This is a genomic window from Cedecea neteri (assembly GCF_000757825.1).
GTDB classification, from domain to species: Bacteria; Pseudomonadota; Gammaproteobacteria; order Enterobacterales; family Enterobacteriaceae; genus Cedecea; species Cedecea selenatireducens.
Map to the genome: position 1 here is coordinate 379,028 of NZ_CP009451.1, position 19,734 is coordinate 398,761.

Annotated in this window: 21 protein-coding genes and 1 pseudogene; 6 read left to right on the plus strand and 16 right to left on the minus strand. The window is 53.6% G+C overall.

What is annotated here, in order from left to right; all coding sequences use genetic code 11:
• Window positions 1-210: 210 nt before the first annotated feature.
• The gene (gene dcp, locus JT31_RS01635) at window positions 211-2,259 is read right to left on the minus strand and encodes a peptidyl-dipeptidase Dcp (protein WP_038472594.1); all 2,049 of its coding nucleotides are present in this window, start codon (window positions 2,257-2,259) and stop codon (window positions 211-213) included.
• A gap of 134 nt (window positions 2,260-2,393) precedes the next feature.
• Here dcp and ydfG point away from each other — a divergent pair, with 134 nt between their 5' ends.
• Window positions 2,394-3,143, plus strand: coding sequence for a bifunctional NADP-dependent 3-hydroxy acid dehydrogenase/3-hydroxypropionate dehydrogenase YdfG (ydfG, locus tag JT31_RS01640; protein ID WP_038472597.1), 750 nt, complete (start codon window positions 2,394-2,396; stop codon window positions 3,141-3,143).
• A 79-nt stretch (window positions 3,144-3,222) separates the two neighbouring features.
• On the opposite strand, the gene JT31_RS01645 is transcribed toward ydfG, so the two are convergent.
• On the minus strand, window positions 3,223-3,549 hold the full coding sequence (locus JT31_RS01645) for a YnfA family protein (RefSeq protein ID WP_038472600.1): 327 nt from the start codon (window positions 3,547-3,549) through the stop codon (window positions 3,223-3,225).
• Between the two features lie 103 nt (window positions 3,550-3,652).
• On the opposite strand from JT31_RS01645, the gene JT31_RS01650 reads away from it, so the two are divergent.
• The 3 genes from JT31_RS01650 to katG all read left to right on the plus strand — a co-directional run bounded on the left by JT31_RS01650 (window position 3,653) and on the right by katG (window position 7,110).
• Window positions 3,653-4,051, plus strand: coding sequence for a DUF1283 domain-containing protein (locus JT31_RS01650; RefSeq protein ID WP_038472602.1), 399 nt, complete (start codon window positions 3,653-3,655; stop codon window positions 4,049-4,051).
• A gap of 64 nt (window positions 4,052-4,115) precedes the next feature.
• Window positions 4,116-4,673, plus strand: coding sequence for a spermidine N1-acetyltransferase (speG, locus tag JT31_RS01655; RefSeq protein ID WP_038472605.1), 558 nt, complete (start codon window positions 4,116-4,118; stop codon window positions 4,671-4,673).
• A 262-nt stretch (window positions 4,674-4,935) separates the two neighbouring features.
• Window positions 4,936-7,110 carry a catalase/peroxidase HPI gene (katG, locus tag JT31_RS01660; RefSeq protein ID WP_038472608.1) on the plus strand — a complete coding sequence of 725 codons (2,175 nt, stop codon included), beginning with the start codon at window positions 4,936-4,938 and terminating at the stop codon, window positions 7,108-7,110.
• A gap of 74 nt (window positions 7,111-7,184) precedes the next feature.
• On the opposite strand, the gene JT31_RS01665 is transcribed toward katG, so the two are convergent.
• The gene (locus JT31_RS01665; RefSeq protein ID WP_038472610.1) at window positions 7,185-8,303 is read right to left on the minus strand and encodes an S-(hydroxymethyl)glutathione dehydrogenase/class III alcohol dehydrogenase; all 1,119 of its coding nucleotides are present in this window, start codon (window positions 8,301-8,303) and stop codon (window positions 7,185-7,187) included.
• A 28-nt stretch (window positions 8,304-8,331) separates the two neighbouring features.
• Window positions 8,332-8,607, minus strand: a complete 276-nt coding sequence (locus tag JT31_RS01670; RefSeq protein WP_038472613.1) for a metal/formaldehyde-sensitive transcriptional repressor — start codon at window positions 8,605-8,607, stop codon at window positions 8,332-8,334.
• 504 nt (window positions 8,608-9,111) lie between these two features.
• On the opposite strand from JT31_RS01670, the gene JT31_RS01675 reads away from it, so the two are divergent.
• Window positions 9,112-9,750 (plus strand): Rha family transcriptional regulator, encoded by a 639-nt coding sequence (locus JT31_RS01675; RefSeq protein WP_052048939.1) that lies wholly within the window; start codon window positions 9,112-9,114, stop codon window positions 9,748-9,750.
• 221 nt (window positions 9,751-9,971) lie between these two features.
• On the opposite strand, the gene JT31_RS24170 is transcribed toward JT31_RS01675, so the two are convergent.
• Window positions 9,972-10,106, minus strand: coding sequence for a hypothetical protein (locus tag JT31_RS24170; protein WP_268747018.1), 135 nt, complete (start codon window positions 10,104-10,106; stop codon window positions 9,972-9,974).
• Between the two features lie 179 nt (window positions 10,107-10,285).
• Window positions 10,286-10,804, minus strand: coding sequence for a hypothetical protein (locus JT31_RS01680; protein WP_038472616.1), 519 nt, complete (start codon window positions 10,802-10,804; stop codon window positions 10,286-10,288).
• A gap of 345 nt (window positions 10,805-11,149) precedes the next feature.
• Between JT31_RS01680 and JT31_RS22890 the strand changes: the two are divergent.
• Window positions 11,150-11,299, plus strand: a pseudogene (locus JT31_RS22890) (excisionase); the annotation flags it as partial.
• A gap of 104 nt (window positions 11,300-11,403) precedes the next feature.
• Here the strand turns inward: JT31_RS22890 and JT31_RS01685 are convergent.
• The 10 genes from JT31_RS01685 to JT31_RS22715 all read right to left on the minus strand — a co-directional run bounded on the left by JT31_RS01685 (window position 11,404) and on the right by JT31_RS22715 (window position 19,727).
• Complete coding sequence (locus JT31_RS01685; RefSeq protein WP_038472619.1) at window positions 11,404-12,672, minus strand: Y-family DNA polymerase; 1,269 nt, start codon at window positions 12,670-12,672, stop codon at window positions 11,404-11,406.
• Window positions 12,673-12,679: 7 nt separating this feature from the next.
• Window positions 12,680-13,048, minus strand: coding sequence for a S24 family peptidase (locus JT31_RS01690; protein WP_038472621.1), 369 nt, complete (start codon window positions 13,046-13,048; stop codon window positions 12,680-12,682).
• A 199-nt stretch (window positions 13,049-13,247) separates the two neighbouring features.
• Entirely contained in the window at window positions 13,248-14,321 is a 1,074-nt protein-coding gene (locus JT31_RS01695; protein WP_038472624.1) for a contractile injection system protein, VgrG/Pvc8 family, read from the minus strand.
• A 3-nt stretch (window positions 14,322-14,324) separates the two neighbouring features.
• On the minus strand, window positions 14,325-14,540 hold the full coding sequence (locus JT31_RS01700) for a tail protein X (protein WP_038472627.1): 216 nt from the start codon (window positions 14,538-14,540) through the stop codon (window positions 14,325-14,327).
• Entirely contained in the window at window positions 14,515-14,982 is a 468-nt protein-coding gene (locus JT31_RS01705; protein WP_038472630.1) for a phage tail protein, read from the minus strand. The genes JT31_RS01700 and JT31_RS01705 overlap by 26 nt, the downstream gene beginning before the upstream one ends.
• The gene (locus JT31_RS01710; RefSeq protein WP_052048940.1) at window positions 14,982-16,619 is read right to left on the minus strand and encodes a hypothetical protein; all 1,638 of its coding nucleotides are present in this window, start codon (window positions 16,617-16,619) and stop codon (window positions 14,982-14,984) included. The genes JT31_RS01705 and JT31_RS01710 overlap by 1 nt, the downstream gene beginning before the upstream one ends.
• A gap of 145 nt (window positions 16,620-16,764) precedes the next feature.
• Window positions 16,765-17,055, minus strand: coding sequence for a phage tail assembly protein (locus JT31_RS01715; RefSeq protein WP_038472632.1), 291 nt, complete (start codon window positions 17,053-17,055; stop codon window positions 16,765-16,767).
• Window positions 17,056-17,112: 57 nt separating this feature from the next.
• Complete coding sequence (locus JT31_RS01720; protein ID WP_038472635.1) at window positions 17,113-17,622, minus strand: phage major tail tube protein; 510 nt, start codon at window positions 17,620-17,622, stop codon at window positions 17,113-17,115.
• Window positions 17,619-19,091 (minus strand): phage tail sheath C-terminal domain-containing protein, encoded by a 1,473-nt coding sequence (locus JT31_RS01725; protein ID WP_038472639.1) that lies wholly within the window; start codon window positions 19,089-19,091, stop codon window positions 17,619-17,621. Before JT31_RS01725 ends, JT31_RS01720 begins: the two co-directional genes overlap by 4 nt.
• Before the next feature lie 66 nt (window positions 19,092-19,157).
• The gene (locus tag JT31_RS22715) at window positions 19,158-19,727 is read right to left on the minus strand and encodes a tail fiber assembly protein (protein ID WP_158399816.1); all 570 of its coding nucleotides are present in this window, start codon (window positions 19,725-19,727) and stop codon (window positions 19,158-19,160) included.
• Window positions 19,728-19,734: the final 7 nt, after the last annotated feature.

A 19,734-nucleotide genomic window follows, 5' to 3' on the forward strand; every position in this document is an offset into this window, starting at 1 on the left:
GACATCGATCAGGCCCCGTAATTATTCAAAGTAACCCAGAAGCACCCTGCGTTTTCCCGAGCAGGTTAGAAATTTATAGCCATCAACCCTGCACAATGCACGGATATATTCTGTTTGATTTTTAAGGCACTTAACGCAAATCAGGGCTTTGCAGTTTGCGTTAAGTGCGATTTCACTGTGGCTACACTAGTGAGAGCGCTTTCTTCGACATTATTCCTCGGCCAGACCTCGATTTTTCAGCATCGGCTCACTGCGCGGATCGTATCCTCGCCAGTCACGGTATAACGCTTCCAGATCGCTACTGTTACCGCGTGAGAGAATCGCTTCGCGGAAGCGCTGGCCGTTTTCAGCCGTGAGCCCGCCCTGCTCCACAAACCACCGATAGCCGTCATCCGCCAGCATTTGCGTCCAGATATAGGCGTAATAACCCGCCGCGTAGCCGCCGCCGAAAATGTGGGCAAAATAGCTGCTGCGGTAGCGTGGCGGGACTTCTGCCAGATTAATATGTTCTTTTTCCAGCGCTTCGGCTTCAAAACGCGTCACGTCGTCAATATCCGCATCTGGCGCCAGGCTGTGCCAGTTCATGTCCAGCAGCGCCGCCGCCAGCAGTTCGGTCATGTCGTAGCCTTTGTTGAACTGCGCGGAGCGGAACAGCTTGCCGCGCAGCGACTCGGGCATCGATTCGCCGGTCTGGTAATGACGGGCATAGTTAGCAAAGACCTCTGGATGGCTCGCCCAGTGCTCGTTGATTTGCGACGGGAACTCCACAAAATCACGCGGCGTGTTGGTGCCTGAAAGACTCGCATAACGCTGCGTAGCAAACAGGCCGTGCAGCGTATGGCCGAACTCGTGGAACAGCGTCACTACGTCATCCCAGGAAATCAGCGCGGCCTCGCCGGAAGCGGGTTTCGTATAGTTGCAGACGTTGTAGATAACCGGCATCGCGTCAAACAGCGTGGACTGTTCAACAAAATTCCCCATCCACGCCCCGCCGCCTTTGCTGTCGCGGGCAAAGAAATCGCCGTAAAACAGCGCCATTCCACGGCCGTCTTTGTCGAAAATTTCCCAGGTACGCACATCCGGGTGATAAGTCGGGATATCAAAGCGCTCCACAAAACGCAGCCCGAAGAGCTTACTGGCGGCCCAGAAGACGCCGTTGGTCAGCACGCCGTTAAGTTCAAAGTAGGGTTTGATTTGCCCTTCGTCGAGATCGTACTTCGCGCTACGCACCTGTTCGGCATAGAACTGCCAGTCCCATGTCGCAGCCTGGAAGCCCCCTTTTTGAGCGTCAATCACGTCCTGAATGTCTTTCAGCTCGCGGCGAGCGCGCCCGGTTGCGGCAGGCACGATGTTCCGCATAAAGCGTAACGCCGCGTCAGGCGTTTTCGCCATCTGGTCGGCCATTTTCCATGCGGCATAGTTTTCAAAGCCTAAGAGGTTTGCCTGAGCGGCTCGCAGCGTGGCCAGACGGGCGACAATAGCGCGAGTATCGTGGGCATCATTACGCTGGGAACGCGTCCAGCCAGCCTCAAAAAGCGCCTGTCGCGTTGCCCGATTGCTCAGGCTTTGCAGCGCCGGCTGCTGGGTAAAGTTGAGCAATGGAAGTAACCATTTCCCCTCGAGACCTTTGTCGGCAGCGGCCTGCGCCGCCGCCGCAATTTCCGCGCTGCTTAAGCCTTCAAGCGCCTCAACGCTTTCAACTACCAGCCCACCGGCTTTATCTGCCGCATGCAGGCGGTTATTAAACTGGCTTGTCAGCTGTGCGCTCTCTTTATTCAGCGCTTTCAGGCGGGTTTTGTCCTGCTCGCCGAGCGTAGCGCCCGCCAGCTTGAAATATTGCCAGGTAACTTCCACCAGCCGCAGGGATTCTGCCTCAAGATTAAGATCGTGGCGCTGCTCATAAACGCGATTAAGACGAGAGAATAAGACGTCGTTCAGGCGAATTTCATCCGCCAGCTCGGCCAGTTCGGTGGAGAATTCTTCGTCCAGCTGCTGGAGGAAATCATTGGTGTGCGCCGAAGTCATCGCGTAGAAAACGGTGGTGACACGCCCGAGCATCGCGCCGGTTTTCTCCAGAGCCAGGTAAGTATTGTCAAACGTCGGGGCTGCCGGGTTACCGGCGATGGCGGCAACTTCTTCACGCTTGATTCGCTTACCTTCGTCGAAGGCCGGGCGGTAATGCTCGTGGGTGATCTCATCGAAATGCGGCGCCTGATAAGGCAATAAGCTCGGCTGGAAAAACGGGTTGCTGTGCAACATCCTCTACTCCCGGTAACCTGAAATGTGGGTTAGTTATAGCGTATTTCGACACGTTTCTTAAAAGAAAACTAAGATTACCGAGGCCCGTTAGCGTGCTAAGGTAGTGCAGGACAAAAGCGTTGAGGAACAGAGAGATGATTGTACTGGTTACGGGTGCTACCGCGGGCTTTGGCGAAAGCATTACCCGCCGTTTCGTTAAAAATGGCCACAAGGTTATTGCCACCGGCCGCCGTCAGGAACGCCTGCTTGAGCTTAAAGAAGAGCTGGGCGACAACCTGCTTACGCTGCAGCTGGATGTACGCAACCGCGCCGCTATAGAAGAAGCGCTGGCTAGCCTGCCTGCCCAATGGCAGCAGATTGATATTCTGGTCAATAACGCCGGGCTGGCGCTGGGCATGGAGCCTGCGCATAAAGCCAACGTCGACGACTGGGAAAACATGATCGATACCAACAACAAGGGCCTGGTCTACATGACCCGCGCCGTATTGCCGGGGATGGTCGAGCGTAATCGCGGCCATATTATTAACATCGGTTCTACGGCGGGAAGCTGGCCTTACGCTGGCGGCAACGTGTACGGAGCAACCAAAGCATTTGTGCGTCAGTTCAGCCTTAACCTGCGTACCGACCTGCACAAAACCGCCGTTCGCGTGACCGATATCGAACCGGGCATGGTCGGCGGCACCGAGTTTTCCAACGTGCGCTTTAAAGGCGACGATGACAAAGCCGGGAAAACCTACGAGAACGCCAACGCGCTGACGCCGGAAGACGTTACCGAGGCGGTCTGGTGGGTGGCAACATTACCGAAACACGTCAATATTAATACCCTGGAAATGATGCCGGTTAGCCAGTCGTTTGCCGGATTGAGCGTGCACCGCGAAGGATAATTCTTGCGGTATAAATAGAAACGGAGCCGTTGCAGCTCCGTTTTTTTATTCTCTTTTTTGCTATTCGCGGCGAATAAATTCAGGCCCGGCCCCAGCCCGCAACGATGATAAGCATGCCGCAGAAGGCAATTGCGGCTCCGGTCCAGTCATAGATACTCAGCTTCACGCCGTCCACAACTCTCAACCAAAGCAGCGCGGTGACAACATATACCCCGCCATAGGCAGCATAGACCCGCCCGCTGGCGGCAGGATGCAGCGTCAGCAGCCAGACAAACATCGCCAGCGACAGCGCTGCCGGCAGCAATAACAGCGGCGAGCCGTTACGCTTTAGCCATAGCCACGGCAGGAAGCAGCCAATAATCTCCGCCAGCGCGGTGGCAAAAAATAGCAGCGTTGTTTTGATCATATTGTGTTTTCTTCAGTAATAATGGTGTCCATGAAAGGCGCAATTAGGCGCTAATCAAGCCCAATGATATGATTAGTAGCGTTAAACCTAAAAGGAAATCTTAATGAACTCAATCCTTCGTAAGTCTCTGTCATGGATGCCGTTAGCCTTGCTGGGTGCCGCATTCATTGTTTCCGTACCGGTTCAGGCAGACACCAACGTTGTCGTTGTTCAGGGGGCCGGGAACGGCGTCGGGGGACAAGAGAACTCTCTGACCCGCCAGCGTGCGGCGGAAGAAAAAGAGCAGTGGAACGACACCCGCGGCCTGCGCCAGAAAATCAATCGCCATAACGAAAAGGTCTTTGACCGTGAATCTGCACGTGGCGATAAAAACTGGGATAAACAGGATGCCGCGCAGGATACCTTCGACAAATGCCAGCAGAGCGCCAACGTGAACGCCTACTGGGAGCCGAACACCCTGCGCTGCCTGGATCGTCGCACCGGCCGCGCCGTTAATCCATAATCATCCCTACCTCTACGAGGCTTCTGCATAAGAAGCCTCGCCACCATCTGCGCAAGGATTTGCTATGAGTAACCCACCGCCTATCCGACTTCGCCCCCTTGAGCGCGAAGATCTTCGTTTCGTCCATCAGTTAGACAATAACGCCAGCGTCATGCGCTACTGGTTTGAAGAGCCTTACGAAGCATTCGTTGAGCTTTCGGACCTGTATGATAAACACATCCACGATCAGAGCGAACGTCGCTTTGTTATCGACTGCAACGGCGTGAACGCGGGCCTGGTTGAGCTGGTAGAAATCGACCATATTCACCGCCGGGCTGAGTTTCAGATAATCATCACCCCGGAGTTTCAGGGCAAAGGGCTCGCCTCTCGCGCCGCCAGGCTGGCGATGGACTACGGCTTTACCGTGCTCAACCTCTACAAGCTGTACCTGATTGTCGACAAAGAGAACGAGAAAGCGGTCCATATCTACAAAAAGCTGGGCTTTATCGTCGAAGGCGAGCTGATCCACGAATTCTTTATCAACGGTCAGTACCGCGATGCCATTCGGATGTGCATTTTCCAGCAGCAATTCCTGGCGCAGAAAACCCCGGAGAATACCCTGCTGAAACCGACTGCTCAGTAACCGCTCTCCACGGATGAGCGCCACCCTGGGTGTGCGTTCATCTGTCCCCTCTTACCTCTCCAGCCAGCACGTTTCCGCTTCGTTTATTTTCCAGACAATCAGACGGGTTTTTCCTGCAAATCAACCAATCAGAACTAAAATTATAGGGTCGTAAAATTTTGCGTTTAAAAGGTAATGGCTATCAAATTCGTAGGCCCATCCAGATATTAATTATCGATCGTACAGACTATCGTTAGCGGGCATACATATAACGGAGAGCAAAATGAGCAATTCTACTGACTTACACGACGCTTCCTCAGCGGGCGCAGGAAAGTGCCCATTTCACCACGGCCAGAGCACGGATATCGCCGGCGAAGGGACCAGCAATCAGGACTGGTGGCCGCATCAGCTGCGCGTCGACCTGTTGAACCAACATTCCAACCGCTCTAACCCGCTGGACGGCAACTTCAGCTACCGCAAAGAATTTAGCAAACTCGATTACTATGCCCTGAAAGGCGACATCAAAGCAGTGTTGACAGATTCTCAGTCCTGGTGGCCTGCCGACTGGGGCAGCTATATCGGTCTCTTTATCCGTATGGCGTGGCACAGCGCGGGCACCTATCGCTCCCGCGACGGCCGCGGTGGTTCCGGCCGCGGTCAACAGCGTTTTGCTCCGCTGAACTCCTGGCCAGATAACGTCAGCCTCGATAAATCCCGCCGCCTGCTGTGGCCTGTTAAACAAAAATACGGCCAGAAAATTTCCTGGGCTGACCTGATTATTCTTGCCGGTAACGTGGCGCTGGAAAACGCGGGCTTCCGTACCTTTGGCTTCGGTGCCGGTCGTGAAGACGTGTGGGAACCAGACCTCGACGTGAACTGGGGCAGCGAGAAAGAGTGGCTGGAGCACCGCCACCCGGAATCTCTGGCTCAGGCCCCGCTGGGCGCCACCGAAATGGGCCTGATTTACGTGAACCCGGAGGGCCCTGAGCACAGCGGCGATCCGCTTTCTGCGGCGCCTGCTATCCGCGCCACCTTTGGCAACATGGGCATGGACGACGAAGAGATCGTCGCGCTGATTGCCGGCGGCCATACTTTAGGTAAAACGCACGGCTCTGCCGCCGCCACCCACGTGGGCGCAGATCCGGAAGCTTCCCCGCTCGAATCGCAGGGTCTTGGCTGGGCAAGCAGCTACAACAGCGGCGTCGGCGCAGATGCCATCACTTCCGGCCTGGAAGTGGTCTGGACGCAAACGCCAACCCAGTGGAGCAACTACTTCTTTGAAAACCTGTTCGGCTATGACTGGGTGCAAACCCGCAGCCCGGCAGGCGCCATTCAGTTTGAGGCGACCAACGGCCCGGATATCATTCCCGATCCGTTTGACCCGGCTAAAAAACGTAAACCAACGATGCTGGTGACCGACCTTACGCTACGCTTCGATCCGGAGTTCGAGAAAATTTCTCGCCGCTTCCTGAACGACCCACAGGCCTTCAACGAAGCCTTCGCCCGCGCCTGGTATAAACTGACGCACCGCGATATGGGGCCAAAAGCACGTTACATCGGGCCGGAAGTACCAAAAGAAGATCTGATTTGGCAGGATCCGTTACCGCAAGCCACCCACGCACCGTCCAGCGCAGACATTGACTCGCTCAAGAACGCTATTGCTGATTCAGGCCTGTCCGTCAGCGAACTGGTGTCTGTCGCGTGGGCTTCAGCCTCAACCTTCCGTGGCGGCGACAAACGCGGTGGCGCGAACGGTGCCCGACTAGCTCTGGCTCCACAGCGTGGTTGGGAAGTAAACGCCGTTGCGGCTCGCGCCCTGCCGGTGCTGGAAGCGATTCAAAAGGCCTCCGGTAAAGCGTCTCTGGCCGATGTTATCGTGCTGGCCGGCGTGGTGGGTATTGAGAAGGCCAGCCACAGCAAAGTGCCGTTTACGCCGGGTCGCGTTGACGCCACTCAGGAGCAGACCGACATCGAATCCTTTGAGCTGCTGAAACCGGCCGCCGATGGCTTCAGAAACTATCGGCGCGTCGCCAACGCTACGTCAACCGAAGCGCTGCTGATCGACAAAGCACAGCAGCTGACGCTGACCGCGCCTGAGCTGACGGTGCTGATTGGTGGTTTGCGTGCGCTGGGGGTTAACTACGATGAAAGCCAGCACGGCGGGCTAACTTCTCGTCCGGGCGAGCTGACCAACGATTTCTTCGTCAATCTGCTGGATATGCGCACCGAGTGGAAAGCCACCGACGCAAGTTCTGAACTGTTTGAGGGCCGCGACCGCCTCAGCGGGGAAGTGAAATACACCGGCACCCGTGCCGATCTGGTCTTTGGCTCTAACGCCGTGCTGCGCTCGCTGGCCGAAGTTTATGCCAGCCAGGATGCGGAAGAGAAATTCACCAAAGACTTTATCGCCGCGTGGACGAAAGTCATGAATCTTGACCGTTTCGACCTGCAGCAATAAACAAAAGGGAGGCTTTTAGCCTCCCAATGTTGTCGCTCAATACGGGAAGGCACTAAGCCTTCCCTTTTTACTGCTTACTCTTCACCGAAGTGGATCACGGTGCGAATAGATTTGCCTTCGTGCATCAGATCAAACGCTTCGTTGATCTTATCCAGCGGCATACGGTGAGTGATGAACGGGTCGAGATTGATTTTACCCGCCATGGTGTCTTCCACCATGCCCGGCAGCTGAGTACGGCCTTTAACGCCACCGAACGCCGAGCCACGCCATACGCGGCCGGTCACCAGCTGGAATGGACGGGTTTTAATTTCCTGACCTGCGCCCGCCACGCCGATAATCACGCTCTCACCCCAGCCTTTATGGCAGCATTCCAGCGCGGAACGCATCACGTTCACGTTGCCGATACATTCGAAGCTGTAATCCACCCCGCCGTCGGTCAGCTCGACGATCACATCCTGAATTGGCTGCTCGTGATCTTTCGGGTTGATGCAGTCGGTCGCGCCCATTTCGCGGGCGAGAGTAAATTTCTCCGGGTTGGTATCAATGGCAATAATGCGCCCGGCCTTTGCCTGCACCGCGCCCTGAATCACCGCCAGGCCGATCCCGCCGAGGCCAAATACCGCGACGGTATCCCCCTCTTTCACTTTCGCCGTATTGTGCACCGCGCCAATGCCGGTAGTTACGCCGCAGCCAAGCAGACACACTTTATCCAGCGGCGCCTGAGGGTTTACTTTCGCCAGAGAGATCTCCGCCACCACGGTATATTCGCTGAAGGTGCTGGTGCCCATGTAGTGATAAATTGGCTCGCCCTTGTAGGAGAAGCGGGTCGTGCCATCCGGCATCAGCCCTTTCCCCTGGGTGGCGCGCACGGCCTGGCAAAGGTTGGTTTTGCCGGACTTACAGAACTTACACTCGCGGCATTCTGCGGTATAAAGCGGAATGACGTGGTCGCCCGGCTTCAGGCTGGTCACGCCCTCGCCCACTTCAACCACGATGCCGCCGCCTTCGTGGCCCAGCACCGCCGGGAACACGCCTTCCGGATCATCGCCGGACAGCGTAAAGGCATCGGTATGGCAAACGCCGGTATGGGTGATTTTCACCAGCACTTCACCTTTTTGCGGTGGCGCGACGTCGATTTCAACTATTTCTAAAGGTTTACCCGGCCCAAAGGCCACCGCAGCACGTGATTTCATCGTTTTCTTCCTTTTGGTGGGGGTGTTTTTATTTTAGATAAGAGCGCAGCAAATTCCCGACTTCCGCCATCCGCAGCGCACGCTGCTCTTCAGACGTGTCGCCGCTGACCAGCTCATCTTTAAGGTGAATTTCCATCATTTCGCCCATCAGGCCGTTGGCCGCGCCGCGAACGGCGGCGATCTGCTGCAAAATGGCGAGGCACGGATCGCCGTTTTCCAGCGCGCGCTCAAGCGCCTCCGCCTGGCCGCGAATGCGCCTGACGCGGGTCAAAATGCGTTTTTTGTCTTCCGGAGAGTGTGGCATAACCGCCCCTTTGGTACTGTAGGGGGGTATAGTACCGTAATTTTTAGGTTATTGATAATCTTATATTTTATATAATTATCAGCCACTTGAAAGGAACTAAAAACAGACACCTGGGGACATATACAGTCATTGACATGCCCCCAAATCTGCCCCCAAACGCGATTTTGCCCCCAAATTTGCCCCCAAAATCGGACCTAAATCGGATTTGAAAAGGCACTTTTTTTGACAGGAAATTGACACCAGGATGATTTTTTTCGATACTCGCCGTGCACCAGCAAAATCTGGTGCCGGGATTGGCGTCCCGGACTACATCACGACGCATAGCCGCGTTTGCGGTTTTTTTATGCGCTAAGCACAGCCGCACCCAAATTATGGTGGGGTGTGCAAGGGAGCCGAAAGGCTCGCCGGGTTTCGTGATGACCGGTTACGCCAACCTTGTACGCCTCACCACCCACTGATTGGCGTCAGTAGTGGTGATTATCCTTACTTACAAGGAATTTCATCATGAGCGATCTTCTATCTTCAGTAACACCTGAAATCACCGTCAACAATAACCGCGCCGTTACCACCTCGATCGCCGTTGCCAACTTCTTTGGCAAAGAGCATAAAAACGTTTTACAGAAAATTAGGCTGCTTGATTGCTCGGCAAACTTCACGACGGCTAACTTTTCAGCCGTCGTAGTAAATGCCCAGGCAGGCTTTGACGAACGCGAGATCGAAGCCTACGAAATGACACGTAACGGCTTCTTCTTCCTGGTGATGGGATTTACTGGCAAAAAGGCAGCGGCATTTAAAGAAGCCTACATTGCCGAGTTCGATCGCATGGAGAACCAGCTGAGAGAATATACCGCGCCACCTTCCCTTCCCACTCTGCCAATGTTCCCTGCCGGCAGCGCCTTTCGCTATATCACTGATGTGAACGATCGGGGCCAGGTGGTAGCAATGAACGCATTACGCCCTGAAGAGCTTGTGGCCACCGTTGATGGTCACACGGAAATGCTGCGTCGGTGTGGTTATGTGGTGATCGGGCATGACAATCTTAAAAACCTGACCATTGAAGAGATCATGAGGCTGGGAGAGGTGGCGCGGCAAGAGAGCTTACGCTGGGAAAAAGATTGCCGATGCATGGCGTCATTAGCTTAAAATTTACCGCCCTGTTACGGCGGGGCAGCTTAGCTCTTATGTAGCTATCACCCTCACATAACTTCGTTTAGTTACAGCCGGTTACATTACGGCGAGCTAGTTCCTACTTTGATGGCAGGACAGGCGGTCAGATAACGAAGTGAGTTGATTGTGAGTAGATATGAGAGAGTCCGCTGAGATAAAAACCCCCAGCCAAGCTGGCCGGGGGATTTTAGTTATCTTCAGCAGTTCGGGTAAGAACGGAAGTGTTGACGAACATTTTCGAGTTCACCGAAACGGACGCGGCAGTAGCTGCGGACATAAACCGGCTTGTCGTGTTCGTAGATGAAGTCATTACGATTTGCATCATGAGCCATGATTTTTCTCCTGTTTTTGTATACAGCCTGTTTACCCGTACAGGTTGTAGTTTATTTGGAGAACCGCTATCCTAATTCCGTTGATATATAGGTGTAGCGGTGGGCAATCCTCCATACACTCCGGAAATATTTGCAGTATTTCCGACCCTAAAAGCCCCGTTTGCAGCGGGGCTTTTTTACTATTTGATGGCAAATGACTTGATGATAGTAGCTATGCGTTCGGCCTCATCAAAGCTCAAATCCATTGGCATATTTTCAATTCTAAGAATCAACCCATCGCGAATAGGTATAGGGAGCGCAAATGTTTTTATCGCTTCCAAAGCATTCTCGTGTTTACCATCTACTCGTTTGCGACGCTTTGGTTTAACTGATTCTTCTTGAGGAATGCTCTCCATCACTACCCCATATTTTAATTGTTGGAATTCAACGAATTTCTGAATGGCGGAAAGTAATCGGCTTTTATATGACTGAATAGTTGCACGTGAAACATCCACTGACGAAAACATTTTATAATCTCCCACCACTTCGTTAACGTCTAAGTCGCGAATATCAGTTTCAGGAAGTGGCGAGGTGACATTAAACAACCGAAGGGACGATTCTTTCAAGTTTCGGGCAGTCGCCTCAGGAACAATACCCAAGTCCGGTAGAGCCTGGAGGAAGCCATAAAACTCTGCGTAACTAAAGATATTTTTCGACATTGGCTTACCTCAATCTGGTGATGATCAGAATATACAATGATCGACAGAACCAATCAAGAAAAATCAAACGATCGGCTCAAGCTATGGATTTTCCTTGATTACGCCCCCTAAAAACTTGATTTTTTTTCTACCTAATTTCTTGATGCGCTTGAGTTCCAACCGGACAAAATACACCATAACCGATTGTATGTAATATATATTTCATCCCAACCACCGAGCCGTTTTTTTTGTTGTCTGCGATAAGATGTGGGGTACTGTGCAGCATTGTTAATAAAGTTATGAGGACAAAACTGGAACACACGTCAGCCACGGCAACGCAGCCTTGAAACAGTACATCGATGGGTCAGAGAAGGGCGCATTTTCCCGCCATCGATTAAGGATGGTCGAGGGCACGTATTCCGGGATAACACCGTAAAGGTAGATATCAATCAACCAGCGACAGGAGGGCTTTTGAAGAGGATTCGAGATGGGCGGATGACGAACTTATACCCCTAACTAAACTATCCAAATGTTGATGCCCAGATAAAAGTCCAAACCATCATTTGACTTAGAGATTTATTGGGGAGAAATGGGGAAATCACTGCCAGCACATAGCAACATTATTTTACCTTAGGCAAGTCAACAAAACGTGTAGTGTAATGAGGTGAAAGCATATCTCTCTTCATCCTCCATGCCTGCTGGACACCCTGCCCGGCGAAGTACAACGTCCCTCTTCCGTCCTTCGCATTAAGATGGTCCAGCACCTTCATCAGTTGCTCGCTGTTGGGCCTGGGTGCGTTATCGTCGAACAGGTTTAACTGAGCCACGCCCTGGCTGAAAAAATCTCCCAGCATGATCCCTGCTTTCTGAAATCGGTGACCATCCTGCCAGATAGCATCCAGGCACCTGCAGGCGGCCGCGATAATATCCCGCGTGTCCTGCGTTGGCGTGAGTAATTTCGTTGATGCATGGTTGCCGTAATATTGTTCATTCACTGCAAACGGACTCGTTTTTACGAATGCTGAAACATACCTGCAGTATTGATGCTCACCGCGAAGCTTTTCTGCACCCCGGGCAGCATAACTGCATATAGCCTGGCGCATCTGTTCGTACTCTGTGACGCGTTCACCAAAGGAACGGGAACACACAATTTCCTGCTTCGTCGGGGCGAACTCTTCCAGCCCGAGGCAAGGCTCACCACGTAGCTCGCGAACCGTACGCTCCAGTACCACATTGAAGTGCTTCCGGACAAATCGAATGTCGGTGTCCGCAAGCTGGAGAACGGTATTGATGCCCATAGTTTCCAGCTTTTTTGATATGCGCCGGCCGACGCCCCAAACCTCGCTAACCGGCAGCGCAGCCATCAGCTTCCGCTGCCTGTCCGTGTTAGATAAATCAACCACGCCTCCCGTCTGCTTTTGCCATTGCTTCGCAGCATGATTCGCCAGCTTGGCCAGGGTTTTTGTTTGCGCTATGCCTACGCCGACCGTCATTCGCGTACGCTGCAAAACTGCCGCACGAATCTCCCTTCCGAAGTCGGTTAAATCCCGGCAGTTTCTGACTCCGGCCAGGTCGCAGAAAGCCTCATCGATGGAGTAAATCTCACAGCGGGGAGACATATCTTCCAGCGTAGTCATCACGCGGTTGCTCATATCAGCATACAGCTCATAGTTGCTGCTGAAGCACACCACGCCGTAGCGCTGGAACAAATCCCGCTGTTTGAAATACGGTTCTCCCATCTTGATACCGAGCACTTTGGCTTCCGCACTCCGGGCAATCACACAGCCGTCGTTATTCGACAAAACAACGACAGGTTTACCCCGCAGATCTGGCCTGAATACTGTCTCGCACGAGGCGTAAAACGAATTAACATCAACTAGCGCAAACATCGACGATTCACATACACGGGTTATCATCAAACTCGTCGGTTCGCGCATCATTGATGATGTACGTCACGACGCCAAACACCTCTACGCCCTCTCCGTAATGCTCCCTCACTCCGGTATCCATCCGCTCCAGGCATTTCCGCGGATAGAGACGTAAGCGCCGCAGTTGGAACCCACCTTCCAGCTCGCAGACCAGAATTGAACCATCACATGCTGTTACCGAGTTATCGATAACGAGCAATGCGCCCTTCACTATCCCTGCCCGCAAATGCGTTTCCATAGCCCGCATGAAGTAAGTCGCTGCAGGATGGCTGATCAGCTGCCGATCGAGAGAAATACGGCTTTCGGCGTAATCAGCAGCTGGGGATGGGAACGCCATAAAACCTCCAATAAATACTGTTTATACATACAGTATATTTTGGAATTTTCGGGAATCAATAGAAGAACTGCGGCGATCCGCTAAGGCTTTGGTGGAGGGTGAATTTATTTTTTGCTGCCAAAAGAAGGGAAAGACGACCTGTCCATCTACAAAATCATCGAAGGGACACTCCGTTTATACTGAGTGGCATGCTGTAACTCTATGAAAAATAATCCGGCCCCGATTTCTTTTCTTCCTTCCCTTTTTTTCCCTGCGGCTTGATATCCGTCGCCAGGCTAAAATCCACGGTCATGCCGCCAGTGCTGAGCGAAAAGCTCACAGATTCAGTCAGCCAGGTATGATCCTCTCGAACACCAAAACCGCGGGTAGTGACTCTCGACTCTGCAGTAATGGGCAGTAATGACGGCCTGCAGGGCATCGTGATAGACATTTTCCGACCGTTGCGCTTCATCTGTGTAGCCTTAGCCTTTGCGCTCGCCTGCGCTGCATCCTTGCTCGGCTGCGTGTACGGATGCTGCTTATCTGAGCCGCCGGGATGTTCCGTCTGTGTCGTTTTTGTCTCGCCGGTTGAAGGGTCAAAGTAATTCACGCTGACTTTACCTGATTTGCTGCCCTTCGCAGCGCCGTCTCGCTCTCCCTCGATATAGTTCCAACGGCCGCCCTTATCTGGCGTTATCGTTATCGATGCCAGCTGCTTGCCGCTGACCGTCGTTCCATCGCCCTGCGGCAGGAAAAGCCAGTATCCCCCGCTCGGCTTACTCACGGCGTCATATTGTTTCGCGAGGCGGCTCAGCAACGCCGCGTCCGACTCCCGGACCTGGTCAATATGGGCGATTTTAATGTCGCTCAGTGCTTCCGCTATCTTCGCCTGCAGGCCATTGTCGGTGGCCAGCGTTTTTACGATATCCCCCAGAGTTACATCGTCGAATGACCGCGTTTTTTGGCTTGTTACATCACCACTTTGCTTTGCACTGTTCATCGGCGCGGCAGTGGCGCTGATCGTTATTTGTCGGGGCGGGCCACTGCTCTGCACCTTGCTCACAACAAACCAGCCTTTGTCCTGCATTTTGTCATTAAATCCCAGCCCCAGACGCAGCCGGGCGCCCTTTTTCGGGAGCGTCAGTGTTTCGGAATAAAGCGTGATATCAAGAGTATCGCTCTTGCCCGTGGCGCCGCCGTAGTCCGTCAGTTTGATATTACTGAGCCCCCGCGCTATGGCCTGCGTAATATCTTTACCTTCAGCTGTAAGGGTGAATGTCGGTTTATATTCCATGCCTTAATCCCATAAACTCACGCTGCTTTCCTCTGCTTCTGCGGTCCATGCCGGCAGCGTAATTTCAACGCCAGCAGGATAAATAGCCCCCAAATCAGCCAGCCCCGGATTCGCATCGAGTACCGCCGCCAGCGACTGATTAAGCCCTGCATCGCCGTAATTTTTCACACAAATTGCGTCTAAAACATCGCCGTCAGAGGTTGTCCAGATCGTCGCCATAATGTTGTATTGTCACCGAAAAAGTTTTATGCCGCGCCGCGCCGCCCGGCAGAAGGCTGGTTATCGTGTCCGTAAATTCTTTTACTACCCAATAGCCCATCACATCCCCTTCACTCGTCACTAAAAGCTGAGGCTCGGCGAGGTCACCCAGGTCATAAAGATCGTCGATAGCCTCTACGCCGTTTCTAAACGAACAGTGCGCCTCGCCTTCCAGTTTTACTGTGCGCCCCGGCTTGCCAGTGTATTGCAAGAGGTCTTGCTTGCCCGTTCGTTGCTGCTCAGCCCATCGCCAGCTCGCCTCTCGCGTCAGCGTCTTGTATGCTGCGGTATCTATAGAGAACTCAAACGAGCCAAAGCTAAGCATAATGCGCGGCGCATCGCTGGGGGCCGGGCCAGTGTTTGCGGAGTCGGCTTGATAAAAGGCATCCAGAATTTCGCTCATTAGCCCCAGCCCTCGATCATGTCGCCCATAATGTTATGGCCGTTATACATATCCTGGCTTCTGTTCGTTTCGGCAATGCGCTGCGCAAGTGCATCCTGCGACTCGCCCGGCTGCTGATAGATTTCAATGGTCGTTTTGTTGTCCTGATTTAACTGCATGGTGCCACGCCCGCCCGTGCCGCTTGTTCCTTCCAGCGCATCGCCGAGCGATGGGCCTTTCCCCTGATTTAAGAGCGCATCAAAGCCACCGCTGCCGCCTGCTGCAGGATCGACAATATCCATCAATTTTTGCTGTTCTTCAGCTGAAGCCGTTCCGCCAGTCGTGCTCTTGCTCAACTGCCACTGCGCGCGGAGCTGTCGAGTCTTTTCCGGTGTAATCGTTTTTTTGTACCAGTCGCCGAGGTCCATATCCTCTGCCATCGCGCCGATCATCTCCGGGGATGAGTTGCCGGCCGCTACCTGCGTGAGCAGCTTTTGCTTTTTATCCTGAATTTCTTTCTCATCCGGCAGCAGCCAGGATAACTTTTCAGCAACGGCGTAAATCACTTTCCCGACATAAATAACGCCTTTAATAAAGCTCGCAATCGCTGGATAAATATCTTCCATCAGCATCGTTTTAACTTTATTTATTCCCCCGCCTTTAAACCATGCCGCGAGGTCGTCGCTCACCTCGCGGATTTTTGGCGACAATTCCCCGCCAATGGCGCCGGCAATTTCCTGCGCGCCGGTGGTGAATACGGTCCAAAGATTGTTGAAAGCCATATTCCCTTCAACGGCACCATCGGCGCCTTCCTGCGTCACCATGTTGTAGCGGTGCTGCTCGTCCATCAGGTCTTTATATGATTTCCCGGAAAGCCGCATAAACGTCAAAAGCTTGTTACCTTCTCCACCAAAAATGGCATCGGCCAGCCCGGCTGAACGTTGCTCGTCTTTCATGTTCATCAGGCGCTTTATGACCTCTTCACCTTGCTGCTGGTTATTCATGCCGGCTAAGTCGCCGGCTTTAAACCCCAGCGCCGGCAGCGCATCATGCAGGGCGCCTTTGGTGGGGTCCTCCATATAGTCAGAAACCTTGTTTTTATATTCTTCGAACAAGTCCCCGACGTTTTCACCGTTTAAGCCCGCCTGCTTTCCTATACCGTCCCACGCCTTATAGGTCCCGATATCCACCCCGTAGGACCGGGCCAGCCCGGCCTGTTCGGCCGTTTCCTGGTTCAGCGCGATCGGCGATGCCAGCGCGCCAGCTGCGCCGGCAATCAGCCCGGCGGAGCCCCAGCGAGCAAGCCCGCCCATCATGCCACCTGCTTTTCCTGCTGCAGCACGCCCCCGTCCCTTCCAGCGGTCCATTCGTTCGGCGCGCTGCAGCGCTTTGTTCATCCCTTCCTGTTCGGTGGTGGCCCGCTGAATTTGCCGGGTGAGCTTGTCGTACTGCTTGCGCATTTCGGCCACGTTTTTGCCGGCCAGCACGCCCTCTTTGATTTTTTTTGCAAGCTTCTCCTGCTGGCCCGTGAGTGTTTTTGATTGTTTTTCGACACCCTTCAGACCGTCTTTAAGCCCGGAAACCGATTTGCTCCAGCTCGGATCGATATTGCCGCCAAATTTGATGTTTGCCTGCAGGTTTTGCCCTACCGTTGCCATATTTACCGCCTTCCCTTTCTGGCCTGAGCCAGCTTTATGCGCTCCTGCTGCTCATCGAAAATGAGCTGCACGAATGTTTCAAACGGCATCGCGAGGATTTGATCCGGCTGCCAGCCAAACCAACCCCCGAGCCGCCGGAAGCCGGTCAGGATTTCGCTTTCTTCCGCGCGATGACCGGTGTTAAAAAAACATTGAACTGGCGCTCCAGACGCAGGTAATCGCACCCTTCCATGTTCATCAGATCCTCTGATTCCAGTCCGCACATGTTGGCAATCATATGGATATCCGCCTCCATGTCGTCGCGTTTATCTTTTTTGCGCAGCAGACGATCGCGCACAGTCGGCGAGCGCATCACGATTTTTTCAATTTCAACGCCGGCAAGGGTGGTGTATGGAAAATCGAGGGTAATTTCAATTTTGTTATCTGGAAATGACATAAAAACTCCAATAAAAAAGGCACCGCATGGGTGCCTTGTCAGGGAAAATTGATGGGGTTAAATACGAACTTTACTGCGCAGGCCGGCAAGCACATCCACGCCGTTTACGCGCCGCACAAACTGATCCGGGATAATCTCGAAAAGCTCCCGGCCGTCGAGCGTGGAACGGTAATAATTGAGGCTCATTTCCACATTTAACGACGCGTCACCCAGGTTGCTGTTTGGCCGGGCATCAGGCGTGATTTTAGTTATGATCCCTTCCATCTCATCAATACGCCCGTACTCTCCGCCGGTGTACTGATAACCCTCATATGCAGTAAGGCGCGGGAAACTGCTGCCGCTGGTCATGCCAAACGACGCCAGGACGTTAGTATCCATGCCATAAAGCTTAAAGGAGCACATCATCGGTTCCATGCCGTCGTCGACCGGCGCGGCCATGTCCATGCCACCGGTGCGCATATCGATTTTGATAATCGACAGTTCTGTCGGCGTGTACTCATGCGAGCTGGGCAGGCGGAGCCCGCCGTTCAGAAACAGAGTCCAGGCGCGTAACATGTTTTTATTCATTTAGTAACCATCTCCACCACAGCGTATGTGTTGTTAATCTTCACGCGCATCACCAGGTGCTCAAGCGGCGATTTTGGCCCGAAGTCATAATCGATATAGAGCACGCCGGCGGCGATCGTTTCGGCCGTGTTCAGCTCTTCATCAAGCCATGCCTTACCGCCGAAAATAGCCCCCAGCCCTTTAAGCTTACGCATGTAAGAATTAATCGTGCCGATGATGTCATCGGCCACCTGCTTATCGAGCGGGCGGTCAATGTAGAGCATCATCGTTTGCTCGATAGAGTCCTCGATAACATCCGCGGAACGGCGGACCGACTCAAAGCGCAGCTGGGGGTCGGTGGTGCAGAGGCGGTTCCCCCAGTGCCTGAAACCGTCGTAACGAATAATCGTTGAAACGTTATCCATGTTCAGCAAGTTGGCCACGCAGTTCGGGTCATTCAGCTCGAAGCTGTCCACCTGCTCGACGCCCAGGATGTTCATGATTTCCTGATTCGACTTGCTCCACCACCAGCCGTTCTCGCGGTCGATGCGAGCGCGCAGCCCGGCGGCACATGCGGAATAAGGGCGATAGATGATTTCGCCGGTAGTAGCCGCTTGTGCAACGTGCGGGCGCAGCAGCTCAACGCGGGCGCCGAACATGCTACGACGCAGCACAACATCTTGCGCCGTCGCCATCGATGCCGAATCAACATACGCCACGCCGCGCAGCTTATTGGCCGTCGTTTCCAGTTGTTTAGCCACCGCGCCATCATCCGAAAAATCGGGCGCGATCAGGATACGCGGCTGATACGTCGTAATGGATTTGCTGTCCTGCAGCGCCGCCACGGCCGCGATGATATTCGCGCGCTGCGTCTCTTCTTTTTCGTCAGCTTCGGCGCGCACAATGACAACCAGCGCCCCTTCCTGATCGAAAATGTCAGCCAGTGCCGCCGGCAGGCTGCCGGTAGCCCCCAGCTTTTTAGCCTGCGAAATGCCGCCGGCGACAACGACCGGCACGTTGAGCGGATAGGGCTCATCAGTGCCGCCGGCTAGTGCTTCAGAGAACGGCAGCACAATGCCGGTGGCCTCTCCTGTGACCGCCGCGGTGATATCCGAATCAGCGAGCGCATTCACAAGTGTCATCACCTCTGCAGCGGTGGTCGTAACTTCGCCCTTATCATCAATACCCAGCGTGATATCGAGCACACCGTCCACGTATTTTATAGCCGGCATAATCTCTTTCGAGTCGGCCGGATCAAGAATGGCCGCAGCCGCCGTGACCGAGTATTTATTTCCCACCACACCGGCTTTCTTCGCGCTAAATACCAGCAGACTATCCAGCAATGCGGAGCCTGTTTGTAATGCCGCAACGGTCCCCGTGGCGGCATCCGGAGCAGTACCGGCCAGCCCAATTACCGCCGTTCGGATTGTCGTTACAGCAACCGTTCCTTGCGTGAGTTCAATCGTCTCAACGCCGTGAAGTTCGGACATATTATTTATCTCCAGATATAAAAAAACCGCCGGGCGGCGGTCATGGGACTTTTGAATAAAAATGGATTAAGCGGTTTCGGGCCATGCAGGGTTTTCGAGAGTCAAATCAATATCACGCAGAGTGATAATTTCTTTGTGCAATGCTGCAAGCTTCTCAGTATCGCCGGAGCGGGATGCTTTCATCGTTGCACTAATCTGAAGCATGTTCAGTTGCGCCATAGCTGCCATTACTTTTTTATCGCGTATTTTCGTGTTGCGTCGAATTGCCAGCAGCTCGACCAGCTTTTCATCACGAATGATTTCGCCGCCCATCACGCTCCACGCACCATCAGCACAACACCCCACAGGGAAATCGGCCGGGGCAACTTCCATCACTGACATGTTGCGCGGCCAAAGTGCGCCAGCGCACAGCGTATCGCCCATGCCGGGTATGGGCTCATCTACTATCGCTAAAATAATATTGTTACTGTCGTACATGATTTTTATCGTGTCGTCTGCGAATAGCTTCTGACACTCGAACCAGCATTCGCTATTTTCAGATGCTAAGAATTCCATGCGTCGAGCTGCTTCTTTGCCGAATCGCTTAATCTGCGCTGCGGTCGGCTCTACTTTTTTGAAATTTTTATAATGTTTCATATTCATA